Here is a 21,240-nt window from a genome sequence, read left to right as displayed (position 1 = left end):
CGCCGAGCCCAGCTTCTCGGCCGCCCGAGCTCTGACCTTCTCGATCAGCGCCAGAAGCCCGACGTGATCGCCTCCCTCGAGCTTGTGACGTGAGACCCGGTCGCGATCCGGACTGTGCAGCGTCACCAGCCAGGTCTTCTGACTCAGTTCGATCGCAATGAAAATTGTGCCAATATGGCCGGCGGTGGGCGTGCTCTCGGTCGATGCTTGCATCAGACGCTCCGTGGGTTCGAGTGTGGAAACCCAAACCTAACGGATAGGGCCCGCTCACCGCCCCATGGAATCTACGAGACCTGTGCCTGCCCCGCGAACAGCGGGGATGATTTCGCCCCGGCCCATATCCATTTGAGTCCGCCTCCCTATATTGGCGCCTGATCCCCGAATCAGGCAGCCCATGCGCGTTTTCAGCGTCCCCCTCTCAGTTTCGTTCCTGCGCACCATCGTATCAGCCCTGCTCGACGGCCGGCTGGTCGACGGGTTCGAGGCGCGCAAGGAACCGGCACGGCTTGCGGACGCCACGCTGTACTTGCCGACGCGGCGCGCCATGCGCGTCGTCCGCGAGATCTTCCTCGACGAGATGGCGGCGGACGCCGTGGTGCTGCCGCGCATCGTCGCGCTCGGCGACATCGACGAGGACGAGCTCGCTTTCGCTGATGAAGGCGAGCAATTTTCCGGCGCAACGCCGCTCGAGATTCCACCACGGCTCGGCGAGCTCGAACGGCGGCTGACGCTGGCGCAGCTCGTTGCCGCCTGGGCCAAGGGCCCGGTGCTGGCGCCACTGGTGGTCGGCGGACCCGCCTCGACACTGGCGCTGGCCGGCGACCTCGCCCGCCTGATCGACGACATGGTCACGCGCGGCGTCGACTGGAGCGCGCTCGACGGCCTCGTGCCGGACCAGCTCGATCGCTACTGGCAGCACTCGCTCGAATTTTTGCGTATCGCCCGCATCGCCTGGCCGAGCCACCTTGCGGAGATCAACCGGATCGAGCCCGCGGCGCGGCGCGATCTCCTGATTGCGGCGGAAGCCAAACGGCTGACCGCGCATCCGCATGGTCCGGTGATCGCGGCCGGCTCGACCGGCTCGATGCCGGCCACCGCAAAGTTCCTGCACGCGGTCGCTTCGCTGCCCCATGGCGCCGTGGTGCTGCCGGGTCTCGACACGGATCTCGATGACGACGCCTGGCGCAGCATCGGCGGCGTGCGCGATTCGCTCGGCAAGTTCGCCGAGCATCCAGCATCCAACCATCCGCAATATGCTCTGCATGCGCTGCTGGATCGCTTCGGCATCAAGCGCCGCGACGTCGAGATTCTCCAGCCGCCGGCGGAAGGCGGCCGCGATCTGCTCGCATCCGAATCGATGCGGCCCTCCGCCAAGACGGAGGTTTGGCACGACCGGCTGAAGCAGCCGGATGTCGCCGCGAAGATCGCCGGCGGCATGAAGAAGCTCACGGTTGTTGAAGCCGCCAATCCGGAGATGGAGGCGCTAGCAATCGCCATCGCAATGCGCGAAGCGCGGCATCTCGACAAATCAGCGGCGCTGGTGACGCCCGACCGCGCGCTGGCGCGGCGTGTCATGGCCGCGTTGACCCGATGGGATCTCGCTGTCGATGATTCCGGCGGCGACGTGCTGATGGAAACCTCCGCCGGCGTCTTTGCACGCCTTGCGGCCGAGGCGGCGACCAAGGGATTGGAGCCGTCGACGCTGCTGGCGATGCTGAAACATCCGCTGTGCCGGCTCGGCCGTGCGTCGGGCGGGTGGAAGACGGCAATCGAGGGCCTCGAGCTCGCAGTGCTACGCGGCACGCGGCCCCCGGCAGGCACCGGCGGCCTCTCGCGCGAATTCAACCGCTTCCGTGAGGAATTGGCAAAGCTGTGGCGCAGCGAGGTCTCTGCGCTCCACCACGCGGAGCCACGCGCGCGTCTCAAGCCGGAAGACCTCGATCGGATCCAGGCGCTGATCGATGCCTTGCAGAAGGCTTTGGCGCCGATCGAGAGCCTGGCGTCATCAAAGCCGTTCGACTTCGCCGAACTCGCGCACCGCCATCGCGAAATCATGATCGAGCTGTCGCGCGACGAACAGGACATTCCGCTCGCCTTCGAGGAGCGCGAAGGCCTCGCGCTCGCCAGCGCCTTCGACGATCTCCTGCGCGGCGGCACCACCAGCGGATTGATGGTGACGCTGCCGGACTATGCCGACGTTTTCCAGACTGCGTTCAGCGAGCGCGCGGTGCGCAGGCGAGACAAGCCCGGCGCGAGGCTCCAGATCTACGGCCCGCTGGAGTCGCGCCTGATGCAGGCCGACCGAATCATCATCGGCGGGCTGATCGAGGGCGTCTGGCCGCCGGCGCCCCGCATCGATCCCTGGCTCAGCCGGCCGATGCGGCACGAGCTCGGTCTGGATTTGCCGGAGCGGCGTATCGGCCTTTCGGCTCACGACTTTGCGCAGTTGCTCGGCGGCGACGAGGTGATCCTCACCCATTCCGCCAAGGCCGGCGGCGCGCCGGCGGTGGCTTCGCGCTTCCTGCACCGGCTAGAGGCTGTCGCGGGCGAAGAGCTCTGGAAGGCGGCCGTTCGCGCCGGCGAAAAATACGTGCAGTTCGCTGGCGCGCTGGACCAGCCCGCCGAGGTCACGCCGATCAAGCAGCCCGAGCCGCGACCTCCGCGCGCGACGCGGCCGGTGAAGATGTCGGTCACCGCAATCGAGGACTGGCTGCGCGATCCCTATACGATCTACGCCAAACACATCTTGCGGCTTGACGCGCTCGATCCGGTCGACATGCCGCTCTCGGCCGCCGACCGCGGCTCGGCGATCCACGATGCGCTCGGCGAGTTCACCGAAACGTTTGCTGCGCATCTGCCCGACGATCCTGCGCGTGTGCTGCGCACGATCGGCGAAAAGTATTTCGCCCCGCTGATGGAGCGACCCGAGGCACGGGCGCTGTGGTGGCCGCGCTTCCAGCGCATCGCGCGCTGGTTCGGAGAATGGGAAACGGTGCGCCGTGACGCAATCGAGGCGATCACCGCGGAGACCCGCGGCGAGATCTCGATCTCGCTCGACCACGGGCGCAACTTCCGCCTCTCCGCGCGCGCCGACCGAATCGAGCGGCGCCGGGGCGGCGGCTACGCCATCCTCGACTACAAGACTGGCCAGCCGCCGACCGGCAAGCAGGTCCGCATGGGCCTGTCGCCGCAACTCACGCTGGAAGCCGCAATCCTGCGCGAGGGCGGCTTTCCCGGTATCGACGCCGGCGCCTCGGTGAGTCAGCTCGTCTATGTCCGCTTGAGTGGCAACAATCCGCCGGGCGAGGAGCGCATCCTCGAACTCAAATACAAACAGGGCGACGAACCGCAGCCGCCGGATACGGCGGCGGCGGAAGCGCGGGCCAAGCTGGAAGCGCTGATCCGCGCCTTCGAGGACGAGAACCAGCCCTACACCTCGCTGAATTTGCCGATGTGGACCAACCGCTACGGCGCCTATGACGATCTCGCCCGGATCAAGGAATGGTCCGCGGCCGGCGGCCTGGGGATCGAGGAATGGTAAAAGCTCCCCGCCCCATCCCGGATGAAGTGCGCGCGCGGCAGGCACGTGCGTCCGATCCGACCGCGTCGGCCTTCGTGTCGGCCAATGCCGGCTCGGGCAAGACGCATGTGCTGGTGCAGCGCGTGATCCGCCTGCTGCTGTCGGGCGTACCGCCGGAAAAGATCCTCTGCATCACCTTCACCAAGGCCGCTGCCGCCAATATGGCCGAGCGCGTGTTCACGACGCTTGGGCATTGGGTGACGCTTGATGATAACGGGCTCGACGCCGCGATTCGTGCCGTTGGTATTCCTCACCCGGACCGAGAGGCGCGGCGCAAGGCGCGAAAACTGTTCGCCTGTGCGCTGGAGACGCCCGGCGGGTTGAAGGTCCAGACCATCCACGCACTATGCACCCGCCTGCTCCAGCAATTTCCGTTCGAGGCCAACGTACCGGCACGCTTCGCCGTCATGGACGAGCGCGACCAGACCGACATGATGGAGCGCGCCAATTTGAAGGTGCTGCTCGAGGCCGCGCGCGATCCGGAGAGTGTCACCGGACGCGCATTGCTGACGGCGATGGCGAGCGCTGCCGACGTCACGTTCAAGGAAGTGGTTCGCGAGGCGTGCCTGAGCCGCGATCATTTCATGGCCTGGACTGATGAGGCCGGGCACGCTGGGGCGGCTGCCGAGCAGATGGCGGCCGTGCTGGGCGTTGATGCAAGCGACCGCATCGAGGATGTCGAGGACAATATATTGAACGGTCCTCATCTGCCGAAATCGAGATGGGCTCAGACCGCTGAAATCCTCGATACCAGTACAAATGCAGACAGAAAGCAGGCAGATCGACTACGAGCGGCGTTGTCATTCTCCGGTTCCGATCAGGTCGACACCTATTTGGGTGTATTTCTGACTGATGCCGATCGAACGCCGCGCGCGACTGTCATTACGAACACCTTCGCGACAAAGAACCAAACTATTGGAAAAATGTTCGAGAACGAGGCGTCTCGCCTCGGCGGGTTGATTGAGAAGCGCCGCGCGGTCACCATGCGCGACCGCACCGCGGCGCTGCTGCATATCGCGACCGCCGCCGCTGCAAACTACCGCCGCGAGAAGCAGGAGCGCGGCCTGCTCGACTACGACGACCTCATCGACAAGACGCTGGCGATGCTCAACCGCATCTCCTCGGGCTGGGTACATTACAAGCTCGACCGCGGCGTCGATCATGTGCTGATCGACGAGGCGCAGGATACCAGCCCGCGGCAATGGGACATCGTCGCCCACATCATCTCGGAATTCACGGCGGGAGAAGGCGCGCGCGAAGGGCTGAACCGCACGGTCTTCGCCGTCGGCGACGAGAAGCAGTCGATCTTCTCGTTCCAGGGCGCGGAACCCCGAGAGTTCGATCGTCGCCGATATGAGCTCAAAAGAAAATTTGAGGCCGCTGAGCTCAAGTTCGATCCGGTCTCGTTCAACTACTCCTTCAGGTCGGGCGCGGCGATCTTGCATTCGGTCGATCATGTCTTTCGCGAGGAGACTATCTATCGCAGTATCCACGCGGAGAAGGCCTATCCTGTGCACAATGCGCTCGCCGATGCCGGCCCGAGCGTGATCGAGCTCTGGGATCTTGCCGAGGCCGATGACCGGCAGGAAATCGAGGGCTGGCGCGCGCCGTTCGATGGCGTCGCCGTCACCAGTCCCGAGGTCAAGTTTGCCCGCCGCATCCAGTCCGAGATCAAGCGGCTGGTGGAGAGCGGTACGCTGACGGGACATGAGGGGGAACGGCGGCCGCTGCGTTATGGCGACATGCTGATCCTGGTGCGCCGGCGCGGCAACGCGTTCGACGCCGTGATCCAGGCGCTGAAGCACGCCAACGTTCCCGTCGCCGGCGCCGACCGGCTGAAGTTGACCGAGCACATCGCGATCATCGACCTGATGAACCTCGCCGATGCATTGCTGCTGCCGCAGGACGATCTCGCGCTTGCGGTGGCGCTGAAGGGCCCGCTGTTCGGCCTCGATGACGACGATCTCTTCACGCTTGCCCATGATCGCAAGGGATCGCTGCGCCGCGCACTCGGCGAGCATGCGGCAGGAAGCGAGAAGTTCGCGACAGTGTTGCAGCGCCTCGAAGCCTGCGAGACGCGCACGCGCGAGGAGACGCCGTTTGCCTTCTACGCCTGGCTGCTCGGCGGCGACGGCGGACGCGCGCGCATTCTGCGGCGGCTCGGCCATGAGGCCAATGACGCGCTGGACGAATTCCTGGAACTGGCGCTGAACTGCGAGCGCAAGGCGCCGGCCTCGCTGCAGGGTTTCATGGCCTGGCTGCGCTCGGCCGACACAGAGGTGAAGCGCGACATGGAAATCACCCGCGATGAGGTGCGCGTGATGACGGTGCACGGCGCCAAGGGTCTCGAAGCCTCGGTCGTGTTCATGGTCGACACCACATCATCGCCCGCGGACTCGCAGCGGGTCCGGCTGATCCACGTGCCGCGTGGCAATGGCGGCGAGGTCGTGGTCTGGGCCGGGCGCAAGGCCGACGACCCGAAGCCAGTCGTCGAGGCGCGCAAGGCCATGTTGGAAGAGACCGAGGACGAATACCGGCGCCTGCTCTATGTCGCGATGACGCGCGCGGCCGATCGCCTGATCGTCGGCGGCTGTTTGCCCGGCAACATGAGGACAGTCCGCAAACTGAGCTGGTACGACCTCGTCGACACCGGGCTCACCGGCTCGGGGCTGGAGAAAGAGACGATCGAGACGCCGCTCGGCAAGGTGACCCGATTCGCCCGTCCCGAGGATGTCGCGACGCTGGGTACGCCGGCGACGGCCGTGGACCAGGCGATTGCGCTGCCGGGCTGGCTGCGCGTGCCGGCGCCACGCGAGACCGTCGACGATGATCCGGTGCGCCCGTCAGGCCAGTCCGCCGAGGAGGGCCGCGCCGTGCGGACCGGCGAATCAGTCCAGTCGCGCGCACTGGCACTCCAGCGCGGCACCCTGGTGCACCGGCTGCTGCAATCGCTCCCGGATATCGCCATTGAGCGCCGGCGCGAGGCCGCGTTCGGCTTCATGGCGCGCAATGCCTCCGACTGGACGGAGCCCAACCGCTCTGCGCTGGCAGACAGGGTGCTCGCCTTGATCACTGAGCCGCGCTTCGCCCCGGTCTTTGCCGCCGGCAGCCGCGCGGAGGTCGCCATCGTCGGTAAGCTCGACCGGCCGGGCCGAACCCCGGCGCTGGTGTCGGGGCAGATCGACCGGCTGGTTGTTCGTCCCGACGAGGTGCTGATCGTCGATTTCAAGACCAACCAGACCGCCCCCAAAAGCGCCGCGGAAGCCCCCGCCACCTATGTCCGGCAGCTTGCGCTGTACCGCGCGGTGCTGTCGCGGCTTTATCCCCAAAAGCCGATCCGAGCCGTCCTGCTCTGGACCGAGGCCCTTGAATATATGGAGATTTCAGCCCCCGCGCTGGACGCGGCGCTGGCATCCCTTCGTGCCGGCGTGAGCGTCCTTGACCCGGCAAGGGGCCGTTCATAGGTTGAGGCCATGATCCCGGGCGCGATTCCACGTCGCGCCGATTCTCTTTCAACCGAGTGAGGTACTCCAATGGCCGTTGGCAAGGTTTCCGATACCGATTTCGAAGCCGAAGTGCTCAAGGCGAACGGTCCGGTCGTCGTCGATTTCTGGGCCGAATGGTGCGGCCCCTGCCGCATGATTGCACCCGCTCTCGATGAGATCGCCGGCGCAATGGGCGACAAGGTCAAGATCGTCAAGCTCAACGTCGATGAGAGCCCGAAGACCGCGTCGAAGTACGGCGTGATGTCGATCCCGACCTTGATGATCTTCAAGGGCGGCGAGATGGCCTCGCGGCAGGTCGGCGCGGCGCCGAAGGCGAAGCTTCAGCAGTGGATCACCTCCGCGGTCTGATCCACGACGCGAGCGACGGAAATTCTGCAACGGCCGGCGTCACGCCGGCCGTTTTGTTTTGTCGTAGCCCGGATGGAGCACAGCGCAATCCGGGGCCGTCAGCGTTTGTGGCACGATTCCCGGATTGCGCTTCGCTCCATCCGGGCTACGCAGCCTCTATGCAGGAGGCGTGCCGTTGAGCCCGAGCACGTGGCCGGCGAGATAGAGCGAGCCGGTGATCAGGATACGCGGCGGCACTTCGTAGGCGAGCTGCGACAAGGCGCGCAAGGCGGCCTCGATGCCTGGCGCGATCTCGACGCGCATGCCGAGGCCGCGCACGGCGTCGGCAAGACGGTCGACCGGCATTGCGTGCTCGGTGTCCGGAATCGGCACCGCGATGATGTGGCGCGTGAGTCCGGCGAAATTAGCCAGAAACGCCTGCGCATCCTTGTTGGCCATCATGCCGGCGATGACAACCAGCGGCCGCGACACGCGCTCTTCGAGATCACCGAGCGCTGCGGCTGCGACGCGACCGCCTTCGGCATTATGCCCACCGTCGAGCCAGATCTCACTGCCATGCGGACCCCAGGAGAGCAGCTCGCCCGAGGTAAGACGCTGCATCCGCGCCGGCCATTCGGCGCCGACGATACCGGCCTCGAACGCCGCCTGGTTAACCTTGAAAGTCTGGATCGCGCGCAGCGTCGCGATCGCGAGGCCGGCATTGTCGAACTGATGGCGGCCGAACAGGCGCGGCGCCGCGAGATCCATCAAACCGCGCTCGTCGGAATAGACCAGACGGCCATGCTCGACATTGACGTGCCAGCTTTCGTTCGCGGCAAACAGCGGCGCGCGCATACGTTTGGCCTGCGCCTCGATCACGGCCATCGCCTCAGGCGTCTGCTCCGCGCACACCACGGGCACGCCGCGTTTGATGATCGCGGCCTTCTCGCCGGCGATCGACGCCAGGGTGTCGCCGAGGAACTCCGTATGGTCCAAGCTAACAGGCGTGATCACGCAGGCCGTGGGCGTATCAACCACATTGGTTGAATCGAGCCGGCCGCCGAGGCCGACTTCGAGCACCACCGCATCGGCCGGATTTTGCGCGAACAAAAGGAAGGCGGCCGCGGTCTTGAGCTCGAAGACGGTCGCGGGCTCGCCGGCATTGACGCGCTCGACCTCTTCCAGCGCCGCACGCAATTCGTCGTCGGAGACGAGCACGCCGCCGCCGACGCGGCCGAGGCGAAAACATTCGTTGATGCGGACCAGATAGGGCGACGTGTAAGCGTGGACGTGCAAGCCCGCGGCCTCCAGCGTCGCGCGCAGATAGGCAACCGTGGAGCCCTTGCCGTTGGTGCCCGCGACGTGGATCACCGGCGGCAGCTTGCGCTCGGGATGACCGAGCCGCTCGAGCAGGCGGTGCATTCGCGTCAGCCCGAGATCGATGCGTTTCTGATGCAGGGCCGACAGCCGCCCGATCAATTCACCGAGCGGCGGCTTTGCGCTGTCGGAGGCCGCGTTCACGCGTGAGGCGCGGCCGGCGCCGTCTCGGCGGCCGATACGATCTGTGCCGGGCTGACGACAGGCTGCACCGATTTCGATGCGCTCTCCTGCGCCGGCGCTCTGGTCAACAGGCGGCAGAGCCGCGCCAGGGTCGGGCGCAAATCATGGCGATGCACGACCATGTCGACCATGCCATGCTCTTTCAGATATTCGGCGCGCTGGAAACCTTCCGGCAGCTTTTCGCGGATGGTCTGCTCGATCACGCGCGCACCGGCGAAGCCGATCAGCGCGCCGGGCTCGGCGATCTGGACGTCGCCGAGCATTGCATAGGACGCAGTGACGCCGCCGGTGGTCGGATTGGTCAGCACGACGATGTAGGGCTGTTTTGCTTCGCGCAGCATCTGCACGCCGACCGTGGTGCGCGGCATCTGCATCAGCGACAGGATGCCTTCCTGCATGCGCGCGCCGCCGGACGCGGCGAACACGATGAACGGCGACTTCTTTTCGGCCGCGAGCTCGAGCCCGCGCACGAGGGCTTCACCCGCAGCCATGCCGAGCGAGCCACCCATGAAATCGAAATCCTGCACGGCGATGACGACACCGGCGCCCTCGAGCTTGCCATAGCCGACCTTGACCGCGTCGTTCAGATTGGTGCGCGCGCGCGCATCCTTGATGCGGTCGACATATTTCTTCTCGTCGCGAAACTTCAGCGGATCGGGCGTGACGTCGGGCAGGGCGACGTCGAACCAGGTCTCGTTGTCGAAGATCGATTTCAGACGCGCCACCGCACCCATGCGCATGTGGTAGTTCGAGCCGGGGATGACGAACTGGTTGGCCTCGACGTCCTTGTAGAACACGAGCTGCCCGGAATCCGGGCACTTGATCCACAAATTCTCCGGCGTCTCCCGCCGCAGCATGTTGCGGATCTTCGGCCGGACCACATTGGTAAGCCAGTTCATGGTTTGCTCCGATGTGCGAACCCGCAGGGGATCGCCTGAAGGACTATATGGCGGCCGGGCCCTTGCCCGGCAAGCCGCCGTGTCGCCCGCCCTGGCAGCGGAAGTATGGCCTATTCGGCCGCTCGTTTCGCGCCCTTGACGCCCTGGGCCAGGGCCGCCGTCAGCTCAGCCACGGCGTTAACGGTCTTGGCGGTCGCGCATCCCTCGGCATCGAGGCTGTTCTTGAGCGCATCGACCAGCGCGGTGCCGACGACCGAACCATCGGCCTTTTCGGCAATGGCACGCGCCGCCTCCGGCGTGCGGATGCCAAAACCAACGCAGATCGGCAGCTTGGTGTGCCGCTTGATGCGCGCGACGGCTTCACCGACGGCATTCGCGTCCGCCGCCGCAGCACCGGTGATGCCGGCGATAGAGACGTAATAGACAAAGCCTGACGTGTTCGCGAGCACCGCGGGCAGGCGCTTGTCGTCGGTGGTCGGGGTCGCGAGGCGAATGAAGTTCAGGCCGGCCTTCAGCGCGGGAATGCAGAGCTCGTCGTCTTCCTCCGGCGGCAAATCGACGATGATCAGGCCGTCAACGCCGGCCGTCTTGGCATCAGCCAAAAACTTGTCGACGCCGTAAATGTAGATCGGATTGTAATAGCCCATCAGCACCAGCGGCGTGACGTTGTCGTCCTTGCGGAAGCCGCGCACCAGCTCCAGCGTCTTCTTCAGCGTCATGCCGACCCTGAGGGCGCGGAGTCCGGCGGCCTGGATCGACGGACCATCCGCCATCGGATCGGTGAAGGGAATGCCAAGTTCGATGACGTCGGCGCCTGATTTCGAGAGCGCCTTGACGATCTCGAGCGACGTCGCCGGATCGGGATCGCCGGCCATCACATAGGTGACGAAGGCCGCGCGGCCGGCTTTTTTCAGCTCGGCAAAACGGGTGTCGATACGCGTGGTCACTTGGTCTTGCCCTTCAGGATGTCGCCGACCTGGGGCACGTCCTTGTCGCCGCGGCCGGAGAGATTGACGACCATGAGGTGATCCTTCGGCCGCTTCGGCGCGAGCTCCATCACCTTGGCGATGGCGTGCGCGGGCTCGAGTGCAGGAATGATGCCTTCGAGCTTCGAGAGCAGCTGGAACGCGGCGAGCGCCTCGTCGTCGGTCGCGGAGAGATAGTTGACGCGGCCGATCTCGTGCAGCCAGGAATGCTCGGGGCCGATGCCGGGATAGTCGAGCCCGGCCGAGATCGAATGCGCGTCCTGGATCTGGCCGTCGGCATCCATCAAGAGATAAGTGCGGTTGCCGTGCAGCACGCCGGGACGGCCGCCCGCGATCGACGCCGCATGCAATTGCGTGAGCCCGTGGCCCGCGGCTTCGACACCGAAGATTTCGACAGAGGGATCGTCGAGGAACGGGTGGAACAGGCCCATCGCGTTCGAGCCGCCGCCGATGCAGGCGACCAGCGAATCCGGCAGGCGGCCTTCAACCTCCTGCATCTGCACCTTGGTCTCGTTGCCGATGATCGACTGGAAATCGCGCACCAGCGTCGGATAGGGATGCGGCCCTGCCACCGTGCCGATGCAGTAGAAGGTGTCGTGCACGTTGGTGACCCAGTCGCGCAGCGCCTCGTTCATGGCGTCCTTCAGCGTGCGCGTGCCCGACTGCACCGGGATCACCGTTGCGCCCAGCATCTCCATGCGGATCACGTTGGGCTGTTGCCGCTCGACATCGACGGCGCCCATATAGACCACGCATTCCAAGCCGAAGCGCGCGCACAGCGTCGCGGTGGCGACGCCATGCTGGCCGGCGCCGGTCTCGGCGATGATGCGCTTCTTGCCCATGCGTCGCGCCAGCATGATCTGGCCGAGCACGTTGTTCACCTTGTGCGAACCGGTGTGGTTGAGCTCTTCGCGCTTGAGATAGATCTTGGCGCCGCCGAGATGCTCGGTGAGGCGCTCGGCGAAATAGAGCGGCGAGGGCCGGCCGACATAGTTCTTGAGATAGCCGTTCATCTCGGCCTGAAAGGCCGGATCGGCCTTGGCCGCGGTGTAGGCCTTCTCCAGATCGAGGATCAGCGGCATCAGGGTTTCGGCGACGAAGCGTCCGCCGAAGATACCGAAATGGCCGTGCTCGTCGGGGCCGCTGCGGTAGGAATTTGGTTTGGCGATGTTCATCGAACGCTCAACTCTTGAGTGGCGCGCGCGGCGCGAATGAAGGCCTTGATCAGCTCGGGGTCCTTGACGCCGGGGGCGCTTTCGACACCCGAGGACACGTCGGCGCCACCGGCGCCGGTGACGCGGAGGGCTTCCGCGACATTGTCGGCGTCAAGCCCGCCCGAGACCATGTAGGGCAATTTCAGGTCGAGATTTTCCAGCAGGTGCCAGTCGAAGGGCGCCCCTAGGCCGCCGGGTCGGGTCGCATCCTTGGGCGCACGCGCATCGAACAGGATACGGTCGGCGATCGCGGCATAGCCGGGCAGCACGGCGAGATCGGCCGATGTTGCGACCGGCACCGCCTTCATCACGGGGCGGCCGAATCTCTGCTTGATGTCGCGCAGCCGCGCCACGCTCTCCTTGCCGTGGAGCTGAAAAATGTCCGGCGACAGCGCGTCCATGATGTTGTCGAGCGTGGCATCGTCGGCATCGACAGTGAGCGCGACCTTGAGCGCGCGCCGCTTCACCTGCCGGCCGAGATCGCGTCCCGTCTCCAGCGACACATGCCGGGGCGAGGGCGGAAAGAACACGAACCCCACCATGTCGGCGCCCGCATCGAGCGCCGTTTCGAGCGTCTCGCGCGTGGACAGGCCGCAGATTTTGACGAGCAGGGACATGGTCACAAAGCAGGTGGAAGCCGCAAGCGGCGGCCGGGAAACGGGTTTTTCAGTCGGGGCCGCTTCTACAACGTCGCGCGCTGCTTGTCTCGCCCAACGGGCCCGTAAAGGCCCACCCCAGAGGGCGCCGGGAGGTGCCGGGACTCGGGCTTGGCCGGGGCCGTCTGGGCCCGCAAATCGGCCAGCTCGGCTCGGGCGGCCCGGGCATCCGCCTCATTCCGGCGTGCGGCGCGCCGCCAGTGCCGCTGGCCGAACCAGACGGCGCAACCGCCGGCGATGACGCCGAGGGCCGCCACCAGGATCAGCAGCAGGAACAGCGGCAGCGTGACCGACAATGACGGGTCGTTCGACATGAAGGGATCGAATGAAACCGTGATGGAATGGTGGTTGGCGACGGTGAAGTCCACCAAGACCAGGCCCAGCGGAATCACGATCAGCGCGGTCAGGAACTTTCGCATCGCGATCGCTCGTCTTGAATCAAGCTTGCTGCCGCATCATGCGGCCGTTCGGTTAAGTCCGGACGACAGACTAAGAGCATGATCCGGAAAAGGGCGCAGCGGTTTTCCGAAAAGATCATGCTCAAACAATACCCTAAAGCGCGATCTCATCGCGCTTTAGTCCGGCGCGCCCGGATCCGGATGATCGCGGTTCAGCCGCTCGCGCATTTCCTTGCCGGTCTTGAAGAACGGAACGCTCTTCTGATCGACGGGGACATGGGCGCCGGTGCGCGGATTGCGACCAGCGCGCGCGGGGCGATGCTTGACCGAGAAAGCGCCGAAGCCGCGCAGCTCGACGCGATCTCCGCGCGCGAGTGCTGCGACGATCTCCTCGAGAATCGCATTCACAATGTTCTCGACATCCCGCTGGTACAGATGCGGGTTGTGCTCGGCGATACGCTGAACAAGTTCGGATTTGATCATCGAGAGATAGGACCCGGAAGCGTGCGGATGACCATTTCCGTGAAAATACCGTGATCTGTCAAGACGCTAAATGAAGGTTGAGCGTCGTGAAAATGCGTGACAAATGCCGAAAAAGCGGACTGCACCGCTACCCGCCGGGCGGGAAAAGGCTCTTAGACTCGCGTTGTTCCCGCTCAATCCCGGTCAATTCGACGCAGCCGGCTGCCACAGGGCCAGCATTCCATCCATCCCGGCGCGATCGACCGCCTGCACAACCCCGATTTGCGCGATTTGGTGCGCAATCGAGCCGAATCCAAGCGCTTCCAGCGTCACTGAGGCGGCCGTCTTGAGGAACGATAGATCGCCAAAGCGCGGCTCGAGCTTGTAATCGCGGACCGAAAGACCCTTCTTGACGCCCTTCTGCTCCTCGAGCCAGGTCACGGCGGTCTTTTCGTCGCCGAGCTGATCGATCAGCTTGAGATCGATCGCCTGGCGGCCGGTGAAGACGCGACCGTCGACCACTTTTTCGAGCTGCGTGTCATCCATGCCACGGCGCTGCTTCACCAGATCCTTGAACCAGGCATAGGAATCCTTCACCAGCGCATCCAGCGCGGCCCGTGCCTCGGGGCTGGTCGGCTCAAAACCATTGGGCGCGGCCTTCAACGGCGTGGACTTCACCTCCTCGACCTTGACGCCGATGGTCTTCAAGAGCTCCGAGAAGTTGGGAAACTGGAACAGCACGCCGATCGAGCCCACCAGCGAGCTCTGCTGGGCAATGATGTGGTCGCTCGCAATCGCAGTGATGTAGCCGCCGGACGCTGCAAGTCCCTCGACCACGACGACCAGCGGCTTCTTGGCCTTCAGGCGCGTCAGTGAATCGTACAGCTGCTCGGAGCCGGCGGTGGTGCCGCCAGGCGAGTTGATGTGAACGATGACGGCGGCGGCCTGCGAATTCTCCAGCCGCTCCAGCGCCCGCGTGCGCTCGGAATCGCTGCGGATCAGGCCCTCGATCTGCACGCGCGCGATTGAGCCTGAGGCGAAGCTACCGCGCGCACCGGGCGTAACGATCAGCGCAAAGCCCGCGATCGCAGCGATCGCGATCAGCGCTGCCACGACGCGCCAGAACGTCAGCTTGCGGCGGATCCTGCGGCGATCGACGATGATGTCCGAATCGAGCGACATCTCAATATCTCCAAATGAAAGGCCGCTGGCGTTGTGCCGTCACAACGTAACCAATGGCCTGTCTGGATACATCAATTGCGGCGCAATTTGAAGAAAACAAGGCCCCGCGCACCCTGGTTGGGGCCACAACAAAAAAGCCCCGGCTTGCGCCGGGGCTCTGATGTCAACGAAAGGAAGCCTTTCGCTTACTTGCTGTCGCGGTTCTTGAGCGCGGTGCCCAGAATGTCGCCGAGCGTCGCACCCGAATCCGAGGAGCCGTACTGCGCGATGGCTTCCTTCTCTTCGGCGACTTCGAGCGCCTTGATCGACACCTGGACCTTGCGGGCCTTCTTGTCGAACTGGATCACGCGGGCATCGACCTTCTCGCCGACGGCAAAGCGTTCGGCGCGCTGATCATTGCGGTCACGCGCGAGCTCCGAGCGCTTGACGAAGGTGGTGAAGTCGGTACCGGTGATCTTCACCTCGATGCCGCTTTCCTTCACCTCGATCACTTCGCAGGTTACGACCGCGCCCTTCTTGACATCGCCCGGCTCGGCGAATGGGTCGCCTTCGAGCTGCTTGATGCCGAGCGAGATACGTTCCTTCTCGACGTCCACATCGAGCACCACGGCTTTCACCACGTCGCCCTTCTTGTAGTTGTCGATCACCTGCTCGCCCGGAAGCTTCCAGTCGAGGTCGGAGAGATGGACCATGCCGTCGACGTCGCCCTCGAGGCCCAGGAACAGACCGAACTCGGTCTTGTTCTTGACTTCGCCCTCGACGGTCGAACCGGTCGGGTGACCTTCGACGAAGACCTCCCACGGGTTGCGCATGGTCTGCTTGAGGCCGAGCGAGATGCGGCGCTTGACGGAATCGACTTCCAGCACCTGCACGTCGACTTCCTGCGAGGTCGACACGATCTTGCCGGGGTGCATGTTCTTCTTGGTCCACGACATCTCGGAGACGTGGATCAGGCCTTCGATGCCCGGCTCGAGCTCGACGAACGCACCGTAGTCGGTGATGTTGGTGACACGGCCGGTGAAGCGGGCACCCAGCGGGTACTTGGCTTCGATGCCCTGCCACGGATCGTCCAGCAGCTGCTTCATGCCCAGCGAGATGCGGTGCGTCTCGTGGTTGATCTTGATGATCTTGACCTTCACGGTCTGGCCGATCGAGAGCACCTCGGTCGGGTGGTTGACGCGGCGCCATGCGATGTCGGTGACGTGCAGCAGGCCGTCGATGCCGCCGAGGTCAACGAACGCACCGTAATCGGTGATGTTCTTGACCACGCCGTCGATGACCTGACCCTCTTCGAGATTCTGCACCAACTCCTGGCGCTGCTCGGCGCGGGTCTCTTCGAGAACCGTGCGGCGGGAGACCACAATATTGCCGCGGCGGCGGTCCATCTTGAGGATCTGGAACGGCTGCGCGTTGTTCATCAGCGGTGCAACGTCGCGGATCGGACGGATATCAACCTGCGAACGCGGCAGGAAGGCAACGGCACCGTCGAGGTCGACGGTGAAGCCGCCCTTGACCTGGTTGAAGATGACGCCCGTGACCTTCTCGTTGTTCTGGAACGCCTTCTCCAGCTTGCCCCAGCTCTCTTCGCGGCGCGCTTTGTCACGCGACAGCACGGCTTCGCCGAGGGCGTTCTCGATGCGATCGAGGAACACTTCCACCTCGTCGCCAACCTTGATCTCGCTGTCACGGCCGGGGCCGGAAAATTCGCGCAGCGCAACGCGGCCTTCGGTCTTCAGGCCGACGTCGATGACGGCCATGTCCTTTTCGATTGCAACAACCTTGCCCTTGACGACGGAGCTCTCCTGCAGGTTGCCACCTGCGAAGGACTCGTCGAGCATCGCAGCGAAATCGTCGCGCGAGGGGCTATAGGTATCGGCGGAAGTCGAAGCCATTTGTTCTCCAGTTGCGGATGTCTTGCCGGCCGTTGGGTTTTTGGGCGTATCGCGCGCGCAGTGTCGGAAGGTCCGCAAGACCTTCGGGCGACCGCTCGTTGCGCCGGTCTTGCGACCAGAACAGCGGAAGCGGGCCGGCTGGGCCCGCACGTTCGATACGTGAAATCTTTTGTCCGGAGCCTGGATCGCGTCGGCCCCAAGCGGGGGACCGAGGTATCGACCTCAAAGAGCGGGAGCGGGCACTTCCTCCAATGACGGCTGCGGCTTAACCCCGCGACCGGCCCGCTCGGACGGCCTCGATAATGTCGATGGCGGCCCGGACGCCGCCTTCTATATCCAGTTGGGAGTTATCAAGCAAGTAAGCATCCGCGGCCGGTTTTAGAGGCGCAATCGGCCGGTTCTTGTCCCGTTCGTCGCGCCGGATGATGTCGGCGAGCACCGCCGCCTCATCGGCCTCCTCGCCCCGCGCCTTGGCCTCCATGGTGCGGCGGCGGGCACGGACCCTGGGGTCGGCCACCACGAAAATCTTCACGTCGGCATCGGGGCAGATCACGGTTCCAATGTCCCGTCCGTCCAGCACGGCGCCGGGCGGATCGGCGGCGAATTGCCGCTGGAAATTGACCAGGACCTCGCGAACCCTGGGGATCGCCGAGACGATGGAGGCGCCCTCACCGGCTTCCTGGGTCTTCAGGGCGGGATTGCCGAATTTTTCTGGATCGAGCTCCAGCGCTGCTGCGACTGCCGCCGCTTCGTCCCGAAGGTCATGGCCGGACTGCATCAGGGCGTAGGCGACCGCGCGATAGATCACGCCGGTATCGAGGTGACGGTAGCCGTAATGATGGGCGAGGCGCTTGCCGAGCGTGCCCTTGCCCGACGCCGCTGGTCCGTCGATGGCGATGATCATGAAAACTCGGCCCCCAGCGACCGCATCATCGGAATGAAGTCCGGGAAACTGGTGGCGATGAAGGCGGTGTCGTCGACCGTCACCGGCTGATCGGAGGCGCAGCCCATCACCAAAGCGGACATCGCGATGCGGTGGTCCATATGCGTGGCGACGGTGCCGCCGCCGGGGACGTGGCCGCGGCCCTCGACGATCAGATCGTCGCCGGAGACAGTGACGTTCACACCGTTGACGCGGAGCATGTCGGCGGTGGCCTCGAGCCGGTCGGATTCCTTCACGCGCAGCTCCTGCAGGCCGCGCATGATGGTCGTGCCTTCGGCGAAGGCGGCCGCGACCGCCAGCACCAGATATTCGTCGATCATCGAGGGCGCGCGCTCCGGCGGCACCTCGACGCCGCGCAGCTTTGACGCGCGCACGCGCAATTGCGCCATCGGCTCGCCGGCATCGCCGCGCACGTCGCTTTCCTCGATGGAGGCGCCCATTTCACGCAGCGTCGTGAAAAGGCCGGTGCGCAGCGGATTGGTCATCACGTCCGAAAGAACCACATCGGAGCCTTCGACGATCAGCGCCGCGACGACCGGAAAGGCCGCTGAAGAGGGATCGGCGGGGACGATGACGGTGGCGCCGTGCAACTCGGGCTGGCCGACCAGCGTGATGCGGCGGCCGTGAGCCCCCTCGGCCGCCGAGGTGATATCAGCGCCAAAATGTTTCAGCATCAATTCGGTGTGGTCGCGGCTGGCCTCGTTCTCGATCACGGTGGTGGTGCCCGGCGCAGACAGGCCCGCCAGCAGCACCGCCGACTTGATCTGGGCCGAAGCGACGGGGGTCTTGTAGGTGATCGGCAGCGGATCGCGCGCGCCCTGGATGGTCAGCGGCAACCGGCCGCCCTCAGCGGTGGACGCGACCTTGGCGCCCATCTTTTCGAGCGGATCAAGGATCCTGCGCATGGGACGGGTGCGCAGCGAGGCATCGCCATCGAACACCGCCGTAATAGGACAGCCCGCGACCGCCCCCATGACCAGCCGGCAGCCGGTGCCGGAGTTGCCGAAATCGAGTGCGGCCTTGGGCTGGGCAAAGCCTCCGACGCCCACACCCTGCACCTTCCAGGCGAAATCACCGGTGCGTTCGACCGTGGCACCGAGCGCCTGCATGGATTTCGCGGTGTTGAGGACGTCCTCGCCCTCCAGAAGACCCGAAATCCGGGTCTCGCCGACCGCAAGCGCACCCAGGATGAGAGCGCGGTGGGAAATCGATTTGTCCCCGGGCACCCGTACTTTTCCGGTCAGGGGACCGCTTGAACGCGACTGAAGCGGCGTCGGCTGGTCGGAATGGGTCAAGATTGTGTCCTTGGATGCGCCCGTGCAGGCTGCGGGCAGGTACCACATGGTCTCCCCGCCGTCACGGGCATGTCGTTCTCTCGTAATGCGCTATTGACAGCGGGCCGCCAACTAGCCAAGTGAAACACCGCTTTTCAGACATTCCCAGGATTCCTCTGCCGTGGCCAAGTCCGAACTCGGAACCAAACGTATTTGCCCAACTACGGGCAAGAAATTCTATGACCTCAACAAGACTCCGGTGATCTCGCCGTATACTGGCGAAGTCGTGCCGCTCGCGCCCGTGGCGCCGGCTCGCGCAACCCGCGGCGCCGAACCCCGTCACACGCCGGCCGCCGACACCAAGCCGGAGCCGGCGGAGGTCGAGGAGGTCTCGCTCGAGGAGGCCGATGCCGAGGAGAACACCGGCAAGGTCAAGGCCGCTGTCCCCGAATCCGAGGACGATATCGAGGCCGACGAGACGATCGACGACGACGATGACGATGATTCGACCTTTATCGCCGACGACGAAGAGGGCGATGAGGACGTGACCGACATCATTGGTGACGTCGGTGGCGATGAAGAGACTTGAGATCAGCCCTGATCTGTGAAAAAGGGTGCACCGCGCGAGTCGCTTAGGGCTCGCCGGCCGGGACGGATCCCCCAGGATCATCCCAACTGAAGACTTAGGGGCCATAGCTCAGCTGGGAGAGCGCTTGCATGGCATGCAAGAGGTCGGCGGTTCGATCCCGCCTGGCTCCACCAGCCTTCGCAGGCTACGCCTGCTTCGGCTGGGCAAGCCCTTTCGTAGCGAAGGCTGTCCCGCCATAGCCCGAAGGGCGACGGCGGACTGTGACGGCCCCTCCAAGACTTTGATTGGCCTGCTAACCTCCTGCCGGGGGAGGAAGCGCTATGAAGTATGTCTACATTCTCCAAAGCCTGGACGGCGAGCACTTCTATGTGGGCATCACGGACGACCTTCGGGCTCGCCTGGTGAAGCACAATGCCGGCGAAGTGCCACACGCATCGAAATACGGACCTTGGCGAATACGAACCTATTTCGCGTTCGATGATACGGCGCGCGCGGTCGCGTTCGAGCGATATCTGAAATCCGGCTCAGGCCGCGCATTCGCGAAAAAGCACTTCTGACTATCCACGGGGCAAAGGCACTCCCCTACTCCGCAATCACCGCATTCAACCGGTCCCGCAGCGCGACGATCTCGTCTTTCATCGCGACCAGCTCTGATACCGAGCAATCCGACGCCGCCAGGATCGACTGCGGCACGCTGCGCGCCTTGTCTTTCAGAGCGTGGCCCTGCGGGGTCAGGGCGATCAACACCTGTCTCTCGTCCTCTCTGCTCCGCGTGCGTTTGACGAGATGCGCGGCTTCGAGCCGCTTGAGCAGCGGCGTCAGCGTTCCCGAGTCGAGAAAGAGCTTTTCGCCGATGTCCTTGAGCGGCACGTCATCGCGCTCCCACAGCACCAGCATCACCAGATATTGCGGATAAGTCAGGCCGAGCCGGTCCAGAAGCGGCTTGTAGACGCGGTTGAAGGCGTGCGCGGCCGAATAGATCGCGAAGCAGATCTGGTTGTCGAGGCGTTGTGGATCGAGGGTCGATAATTTCCGAACCATAGAGAATCTCACGAGATTGATCCGCATTGTGGGACCGCACGGACCTACATTCAATTGCGAACAATTAAATGTGAGGCATTCAAATTTCAATTGTGCGCAATATAATTGTTTGCGATAGAGGTTCGCACCCCAACCCGAAGACCCAAGGGAGACGAAAATGTCCGTGAACGTCCTCTACAAGACCAGTGCAAAAGCCACCGGCGGCCGCGACGGCCATGCCGCGACCCTCGACGGCGCGCTCGACGTCAAGCTCACCACGCCGAAGGAACTCGGTGGCGGCGGCGGCGCCGGCAATAATCCCGAGCAGCTGTTTGCGGCCGGCTATGCCGCCTGCTTCATCGGCGCGATGAAGTTCGTGTCCTCGCAGGGCGGCCCGAAGGTCCCCAACGACGCCTCCGTGACCTCGACTGTCGGCATTGGCCCGCGCGCTGCCGGCGGCTTCGGCCTCGACATCGATCTGGCCGTCTCGCTGCCGGGCCTTGCCCGCGCGGACGCCGAGGCGCTGGTCGAGAAGGCCCACCAGGTGTGTCCGTACTCCAACGCGACCCGCGGCAATGTCGACGTCCGCCTGACGGTCGTCTGATCTGACGGTGGATTGGCTGGCCCGAGATCCCCCTCGGGCCGGCCGCTTCCATTTTGCCATGCTGCGGGATTGCCGCCTGCGCTGCATGACCCTCTACGCAACAAGCCATTGCTGGCTTGGACGAACCTCGCTAGGCCTGTGGTCAATT

General features: G+C 64.8%; 18 protein-coding genes, 1 tRNA gene and 1 pseudogene. 7 read left to right on the top strand and 13 right to left on the bottom strand.

Features of this window, described 5'->3' with window-relative positions:
* Positions 1-213 (bottom strand): annotated as a pseudogene (locus ABIA96_RS22820) (IS110 family transposase); the annotation flags it as partial.
* 181 nt (positions 214-394) lie between these two features.
* Here ABIA96_RS22820 and addB point away from each other — a divergent pair.
* The 3 genes from addB to trxA all read left to right on the top strand — a co-directional run bounded on the left by addB (position 395) and on the right by trxA (position 7,434).
* Positions 395-3,541: a double-strand break repair protein AddB gene (gene addB, locus ABIA96_RS22815; protein ID WP_354139286.1), complete on the top strand. Its 3,147-nt coding sequence runs from the start codon at positions 395-397 to the stop codon at positions 3,539-3,541.
* Complete coding sequence (gene addA / locus ABIA96_RS22810; RefSeq protein WP_354139285.1) at positions 3,535-7,044, top strand: double-strand break repair helicase AddA; 3,510 nt, start codon at positions 3,535-3,537, stop codon at positions 7,042-7,044. The genes addB and addA overlap by 7 nt, the downstream gene beginning before the upstream one ends.
* 69 nt (positions 7,045-7,113) lie before the next feature.
* The gene (trxA, locus tag ABIA96_RS22805; RefSeq protein WP_007598398.1) at positions 7,114-7,434 is read left to right on the top strand and encodes a thioredoxin; all 321 of its coding nucleotides are present in this window, start codon (positions 7,114-7,116) and stop codon (positions 7,432-7,434) included.
* Between the two features lie 156 nt (positions 7,435-7,590).
* Here trxA and ABIA96_RS22800 read toward each other — a convergent pair whose 3' ends face one another.
* The 11 genes from ABIA96_RS22800 to aroA all read right to left on the bottom strand — a co-directional run bounded on the left by ABIA96_RS22800 (position 7,591) and on the right by aroA (position 18,948).
* Positions 7,591-8,934: a bifunctional folylpolyglutamate synthase/dihydrofolate synthase gene (locus tag ABIA96_RS22800; RefSeq protein ID WP_354139284.1), complete on the bottom strand. Its 1,344-nt coding sequence runs from the start codon at positions 8,932-8,934 to the stop codon at positions 7,591-7,593.
* Complete coding sequence (gene accD, locus ABIA96_RS22795; protein WP_354139283.1) at positions 8,931-9,872, bottom strand: acetyl-CoA carboxylase, carboxyltransferase subunit beta; 942 nt, start codon at positions 9,870-9,872, stop codon at positions 8,931-8,933. The genes ABIA96_RS22800 and accD overlap by 4 nt, the downstream gene beginning before the upstream one ends.
* Positions 9,873-9,982: 110 nt before the next feature.
* Positions 9,983-10,819: a tryptophan synthase subunit alpha gene (gene trpA, locus ABIA96_RS22790; protein WP_354139282.1), complete on the bottom strand. Its 837-nt coding sequence runs from the start codon at positions 10,817-10,819 to the stop codon at positions 9,983-9,985.
* Entirely contained in the window at positions 10,816-12,033 is a 1,218-nt protein-coding gene (trpB, locus tag ABIA96_RS22785; RefSeq protein WP_354139281.1) for a tryptophan synthase subunit beta, read from the bottom strand. Before trpB ends, trpA begins: the two co-directional genes overlap by 4 nt.
* Complete coding sequence (locus tag ABIA96_RS22780; protein WP_354139280.1) at positions 12,030-12,689, bottom strand: phosphoribosylanthranilate isomerase; 660 nt, start codon at positions 12,687-12,689, stop codon at positions 12,030-12,032. Before ABIA96_RS22780 ends, trpB begins: the two co-directional genes overlap by 4 nt.
* A 65-nt stretch (positions 12,690-12,754) precedes the next feature.
* The gene (locus ABIA96_RS22775; RefSeq protein ID WP_354139279.1) at positions 12,755-13,147 is read right to left on the bottom strand and encodes a lipopolysaccharide assembly protein LapA domain-containing protein; all 393 of its coding nucleotides are present in this window, start codon (positions 13,145-13,147) and stop codon (positions 12,755-12,757) included.
* 156 nt (positions 13,148-13,303) lie between these two features.
* Positions 13,304-13,609, bottom strand: coding sequence for an integration host factor subunit beta (locus tag ABIA96_RS22770; protein ID WP_007598410.1), 306 nt, complete (start codon positions 13,607-13,609; stop codon positions 13,304-13,306).
* Positions 13,610-13,792: 183 nt separating this feature from the next.
* On the bottom strand, positions 13,793-14,770 hold the full coding sequence (sppA, locus tag ABIA96_RS22765) for a signal peptide peptidase SppA (RefSeq protein ID WP_354139278.1): 978 nt from the start codon (positions 14,768-14,770) through the stop codon (positions 13,793-13,795).
* Between the two features lie 185 nt (positions 14,771-14,955).
* Positions 14,956-16,662 carry a 30S ribosomal protein S1 gene (gene rpsA, locus ABIA96_RS22760; RefSeq protein WP_354139277.1) on the bottom strand — a complete coding sequence of 569 codons (1,707 nt, stop codon included), beginning with the start codon at positions 16,660-16,662 and terminating at the stop codon, positions 14,956-14,958.
* 265 nt (positions 16,663-16,927) lie between these two features.
* Entirely contained in the window at positions 16,928-17,566 is a 639-nt protein-coding gene (gene cmk, locus ABIA96_RS22755) for a (d)CMP kinase (RefSeq protein WP_354139276.1), read from the bottom strand.
* Positions 17,563-18,948, bottom strand: a complete 1,386-nt coding sequence (gene aroA / locus ABIA96_RS22750; RefSeq protein ID WP_502918845.1) for a 3-phosphoshikimate 1-carboxyvinyltransferase — start codon at positions 18,946-18,948, stop codon at positions 17,563-17,565. The genes cmk and aroA overlap by 4 nt, the downstream gene beginning before the upstream one ends.
* A gap of 112 nt (positions 18,949-19,060) precedes the next feature.
* Between aroA and ABIA96_RS22745 the strand changes: the two genes are divergently transcribed.
* From ABIA96_RS22745 to ABIA96_RS22735, 3 genes are all read left to right on the top strand, one after another.
* Complete coding sequence (locus ABIA96_RS22745; RefSeq protein WP_354139274.1) at positions 19,061-19,468, top strand: TIGR02300 family protein; 408 nt, start codon at positions 19,061-19,063, stop codon at positions 19,466-19,468.
* 97 nt (positions 19,469-19,565) lie between these two features.
* Positions 19,566-19,641: transfer RNA gene (locus tag ABIA96_RS22740), tRNA-Ala, on the top strand.
* Between the two features lie 147 nt (positions 19,642-19,788).
* Positions 19,789-20,025 carry a GIY-YIG nuclease family protein gene (locus tag ABIA96_RS22735; RefSeq protein WP_354139273.1) on the top strand — a complete coding sequence of 79 codons (237 nt, stop codon included), beginning with the start codon at positions 19,789-19,791 and terminating at the stop codon, positions 20,023-20,025.
* A 25-nt stretch (positions 20,026-20,050) separates the two neighbouring features.
* Here the strand turns inward: ABIA96_RS22735 and ABIA96_RS22730 are convergent, their stop codons facing one another.
* On the bottom strand, positions 20,051-20,509 hold the full coding sequence (locus tag ABIA96_RS22730; protein WP_354139272.1) for a MarR family winged helix-turn-helix transcriptional regulator: 459 nt from the start codon (positions 20,507-20,509) through the stop codon (positions 20,051-20,053).
* 157 nt (positions 20,510-20,666) lie between these two features.
* Between ABIA96_RS22730 and ABIA96_RS22725 the strand changes: the two genes are divergently transcribed.
* Complete coding sequence (locus tag ABIA96_RS22725) at positions 20,667-21,092, top strand: organic hydroperoxide resistance protein (RefSeq protein WP_354139271.1); 426 nt, start codon at positions 20,667-20,669, stop codon at positions 21,090-21,092.
* Positions 21,093-21,240: the final 148 nt, after the last annotated feature.

The organism is Bradyrhizobium sp. LB11.1, from assembly GCF_040549385.1.
Taxonomy (GTDB): domain Bacteria; phylum Pseudomonadota; class Alphaproteobacteria; order Rhizobiales; family Xanthobacteraceae; genus Bradyrhizobium.
The sequence above is the reverse complement of the archived record's forward strand: the minus strand, read 5'-3'. Positions and strand labels throughout refer to the sequence as shown.

What these genes read in the sequence shown, in the direction of transcription:
- addB (WP_354139286.1), top strand. Translation starts at nt 395, where the DNA reads ATGCGCGTTTTCAGCGTCCCCCTCTCAGTTTCGTTCCTGCGCACCATC.
- addA (WP_354139285.1), top strand. Translation starts at nt 3,535, where the DNA reads ATGGTAAAAGCTCCCCGCCCCATCCCGGATGAAGTGCGCGCGCGGCAG.
- trxA (WP_007598398.1), top strand. Translation starts at nt 7,114, where the DNA reads ATGGCCGTTGGCAAGGTTTCCGATACCGATTTCGAAGCCGAAGTGCTC.
- accD (WP_354139283.1), bottom strand. Translation starts at nt 9,872, where the DNA reads ATGAACTGGCTTACCAATGTGGTCCGGCCGAAGATCCGCAACATGCTG.
- trpB (WP_354139281.1), bottom strand. Translation starts at nt 12,033, where the DNA reads ATGAACATCGCCAAACCAAATTCCTACCGCAGCGGCCCCGACGAGCAC.
- ABIA96_RS22780 (WP_354139280.1), bottom strand. Translation starts at nt 12,689, where the DNA reads ATGTCCCTGCTCGTCAAAATCTGCGGCCTGTCCACGCGCGAGACGCTC.
- ABIA96_RS22775 (WP_354139279.1), bottom strand. Translation starts at nt 13,147, where the DNA reads ATGCGAAAGTTCCTGACCGCGCTGATCGTGATTCCGCTGGGCCTGGTC.
- ABIA96_RS22770 (WP_007598410.1), bottom strand. Translation starts at nt 13,609, where the DNA reads ATGATCAAATCCGAACTTGTTCAGCGTATCGCCGAGCACAACCCGCAT.
- sppA (WP_354139278.1), bottom strand. Translation starts at nt 14,770, where the DNA reads ATGTCGCTCGATTCGGACATCATCGTCGATCGCCGCAGGATCCGCCGC.
- rpsA (WP_354139277.1), bottom strand. Translation starts at nt 16,662, where the DNA reads ATGGCTTCGACTTCCGCCGATACCTATAGCCCCTCGCGCGACGATTTC.
- cmk (WP_354139276.1), bottom strand. Translation starts at nt 17,566, where the DNA reads ATGATCATCGCCATCGACGGACCAGCGGCGTCGGGCAAGGGCACGCTC.
- aroA (WP_502918845.1), bottom strand. Translation starts at nt 18,948, where the DNA reads ATGTGGTACCTGCCCGCAGCCTGCACGGGCGCATCCAAGGACACAATC.
- ABIA96_RS22735 (WP_354139273.1), top strand. Translation starts at nt 19,789, where the DNA reads ATGAAGTATGTCTACATTCTCCAAAGCCTGGACGGCGAGCACTTCTAT.
- ABIA96_RS22730 (WP_354139272.1), bottom strand. Translation starts at nt 20,509, where the DNA reads ATGGTTCGGAAATTATCGACCCTCGATCCACAACGCCTCGACAACCAG.
- ABIA96_RS22725 (WP_354139271.1), top strand. Translation starts at nt 20,667, where the DNA reads ATGTCCGTGAACGTCCTCTACAAGACCAGTGCAAAAGCCACCGGCGGC.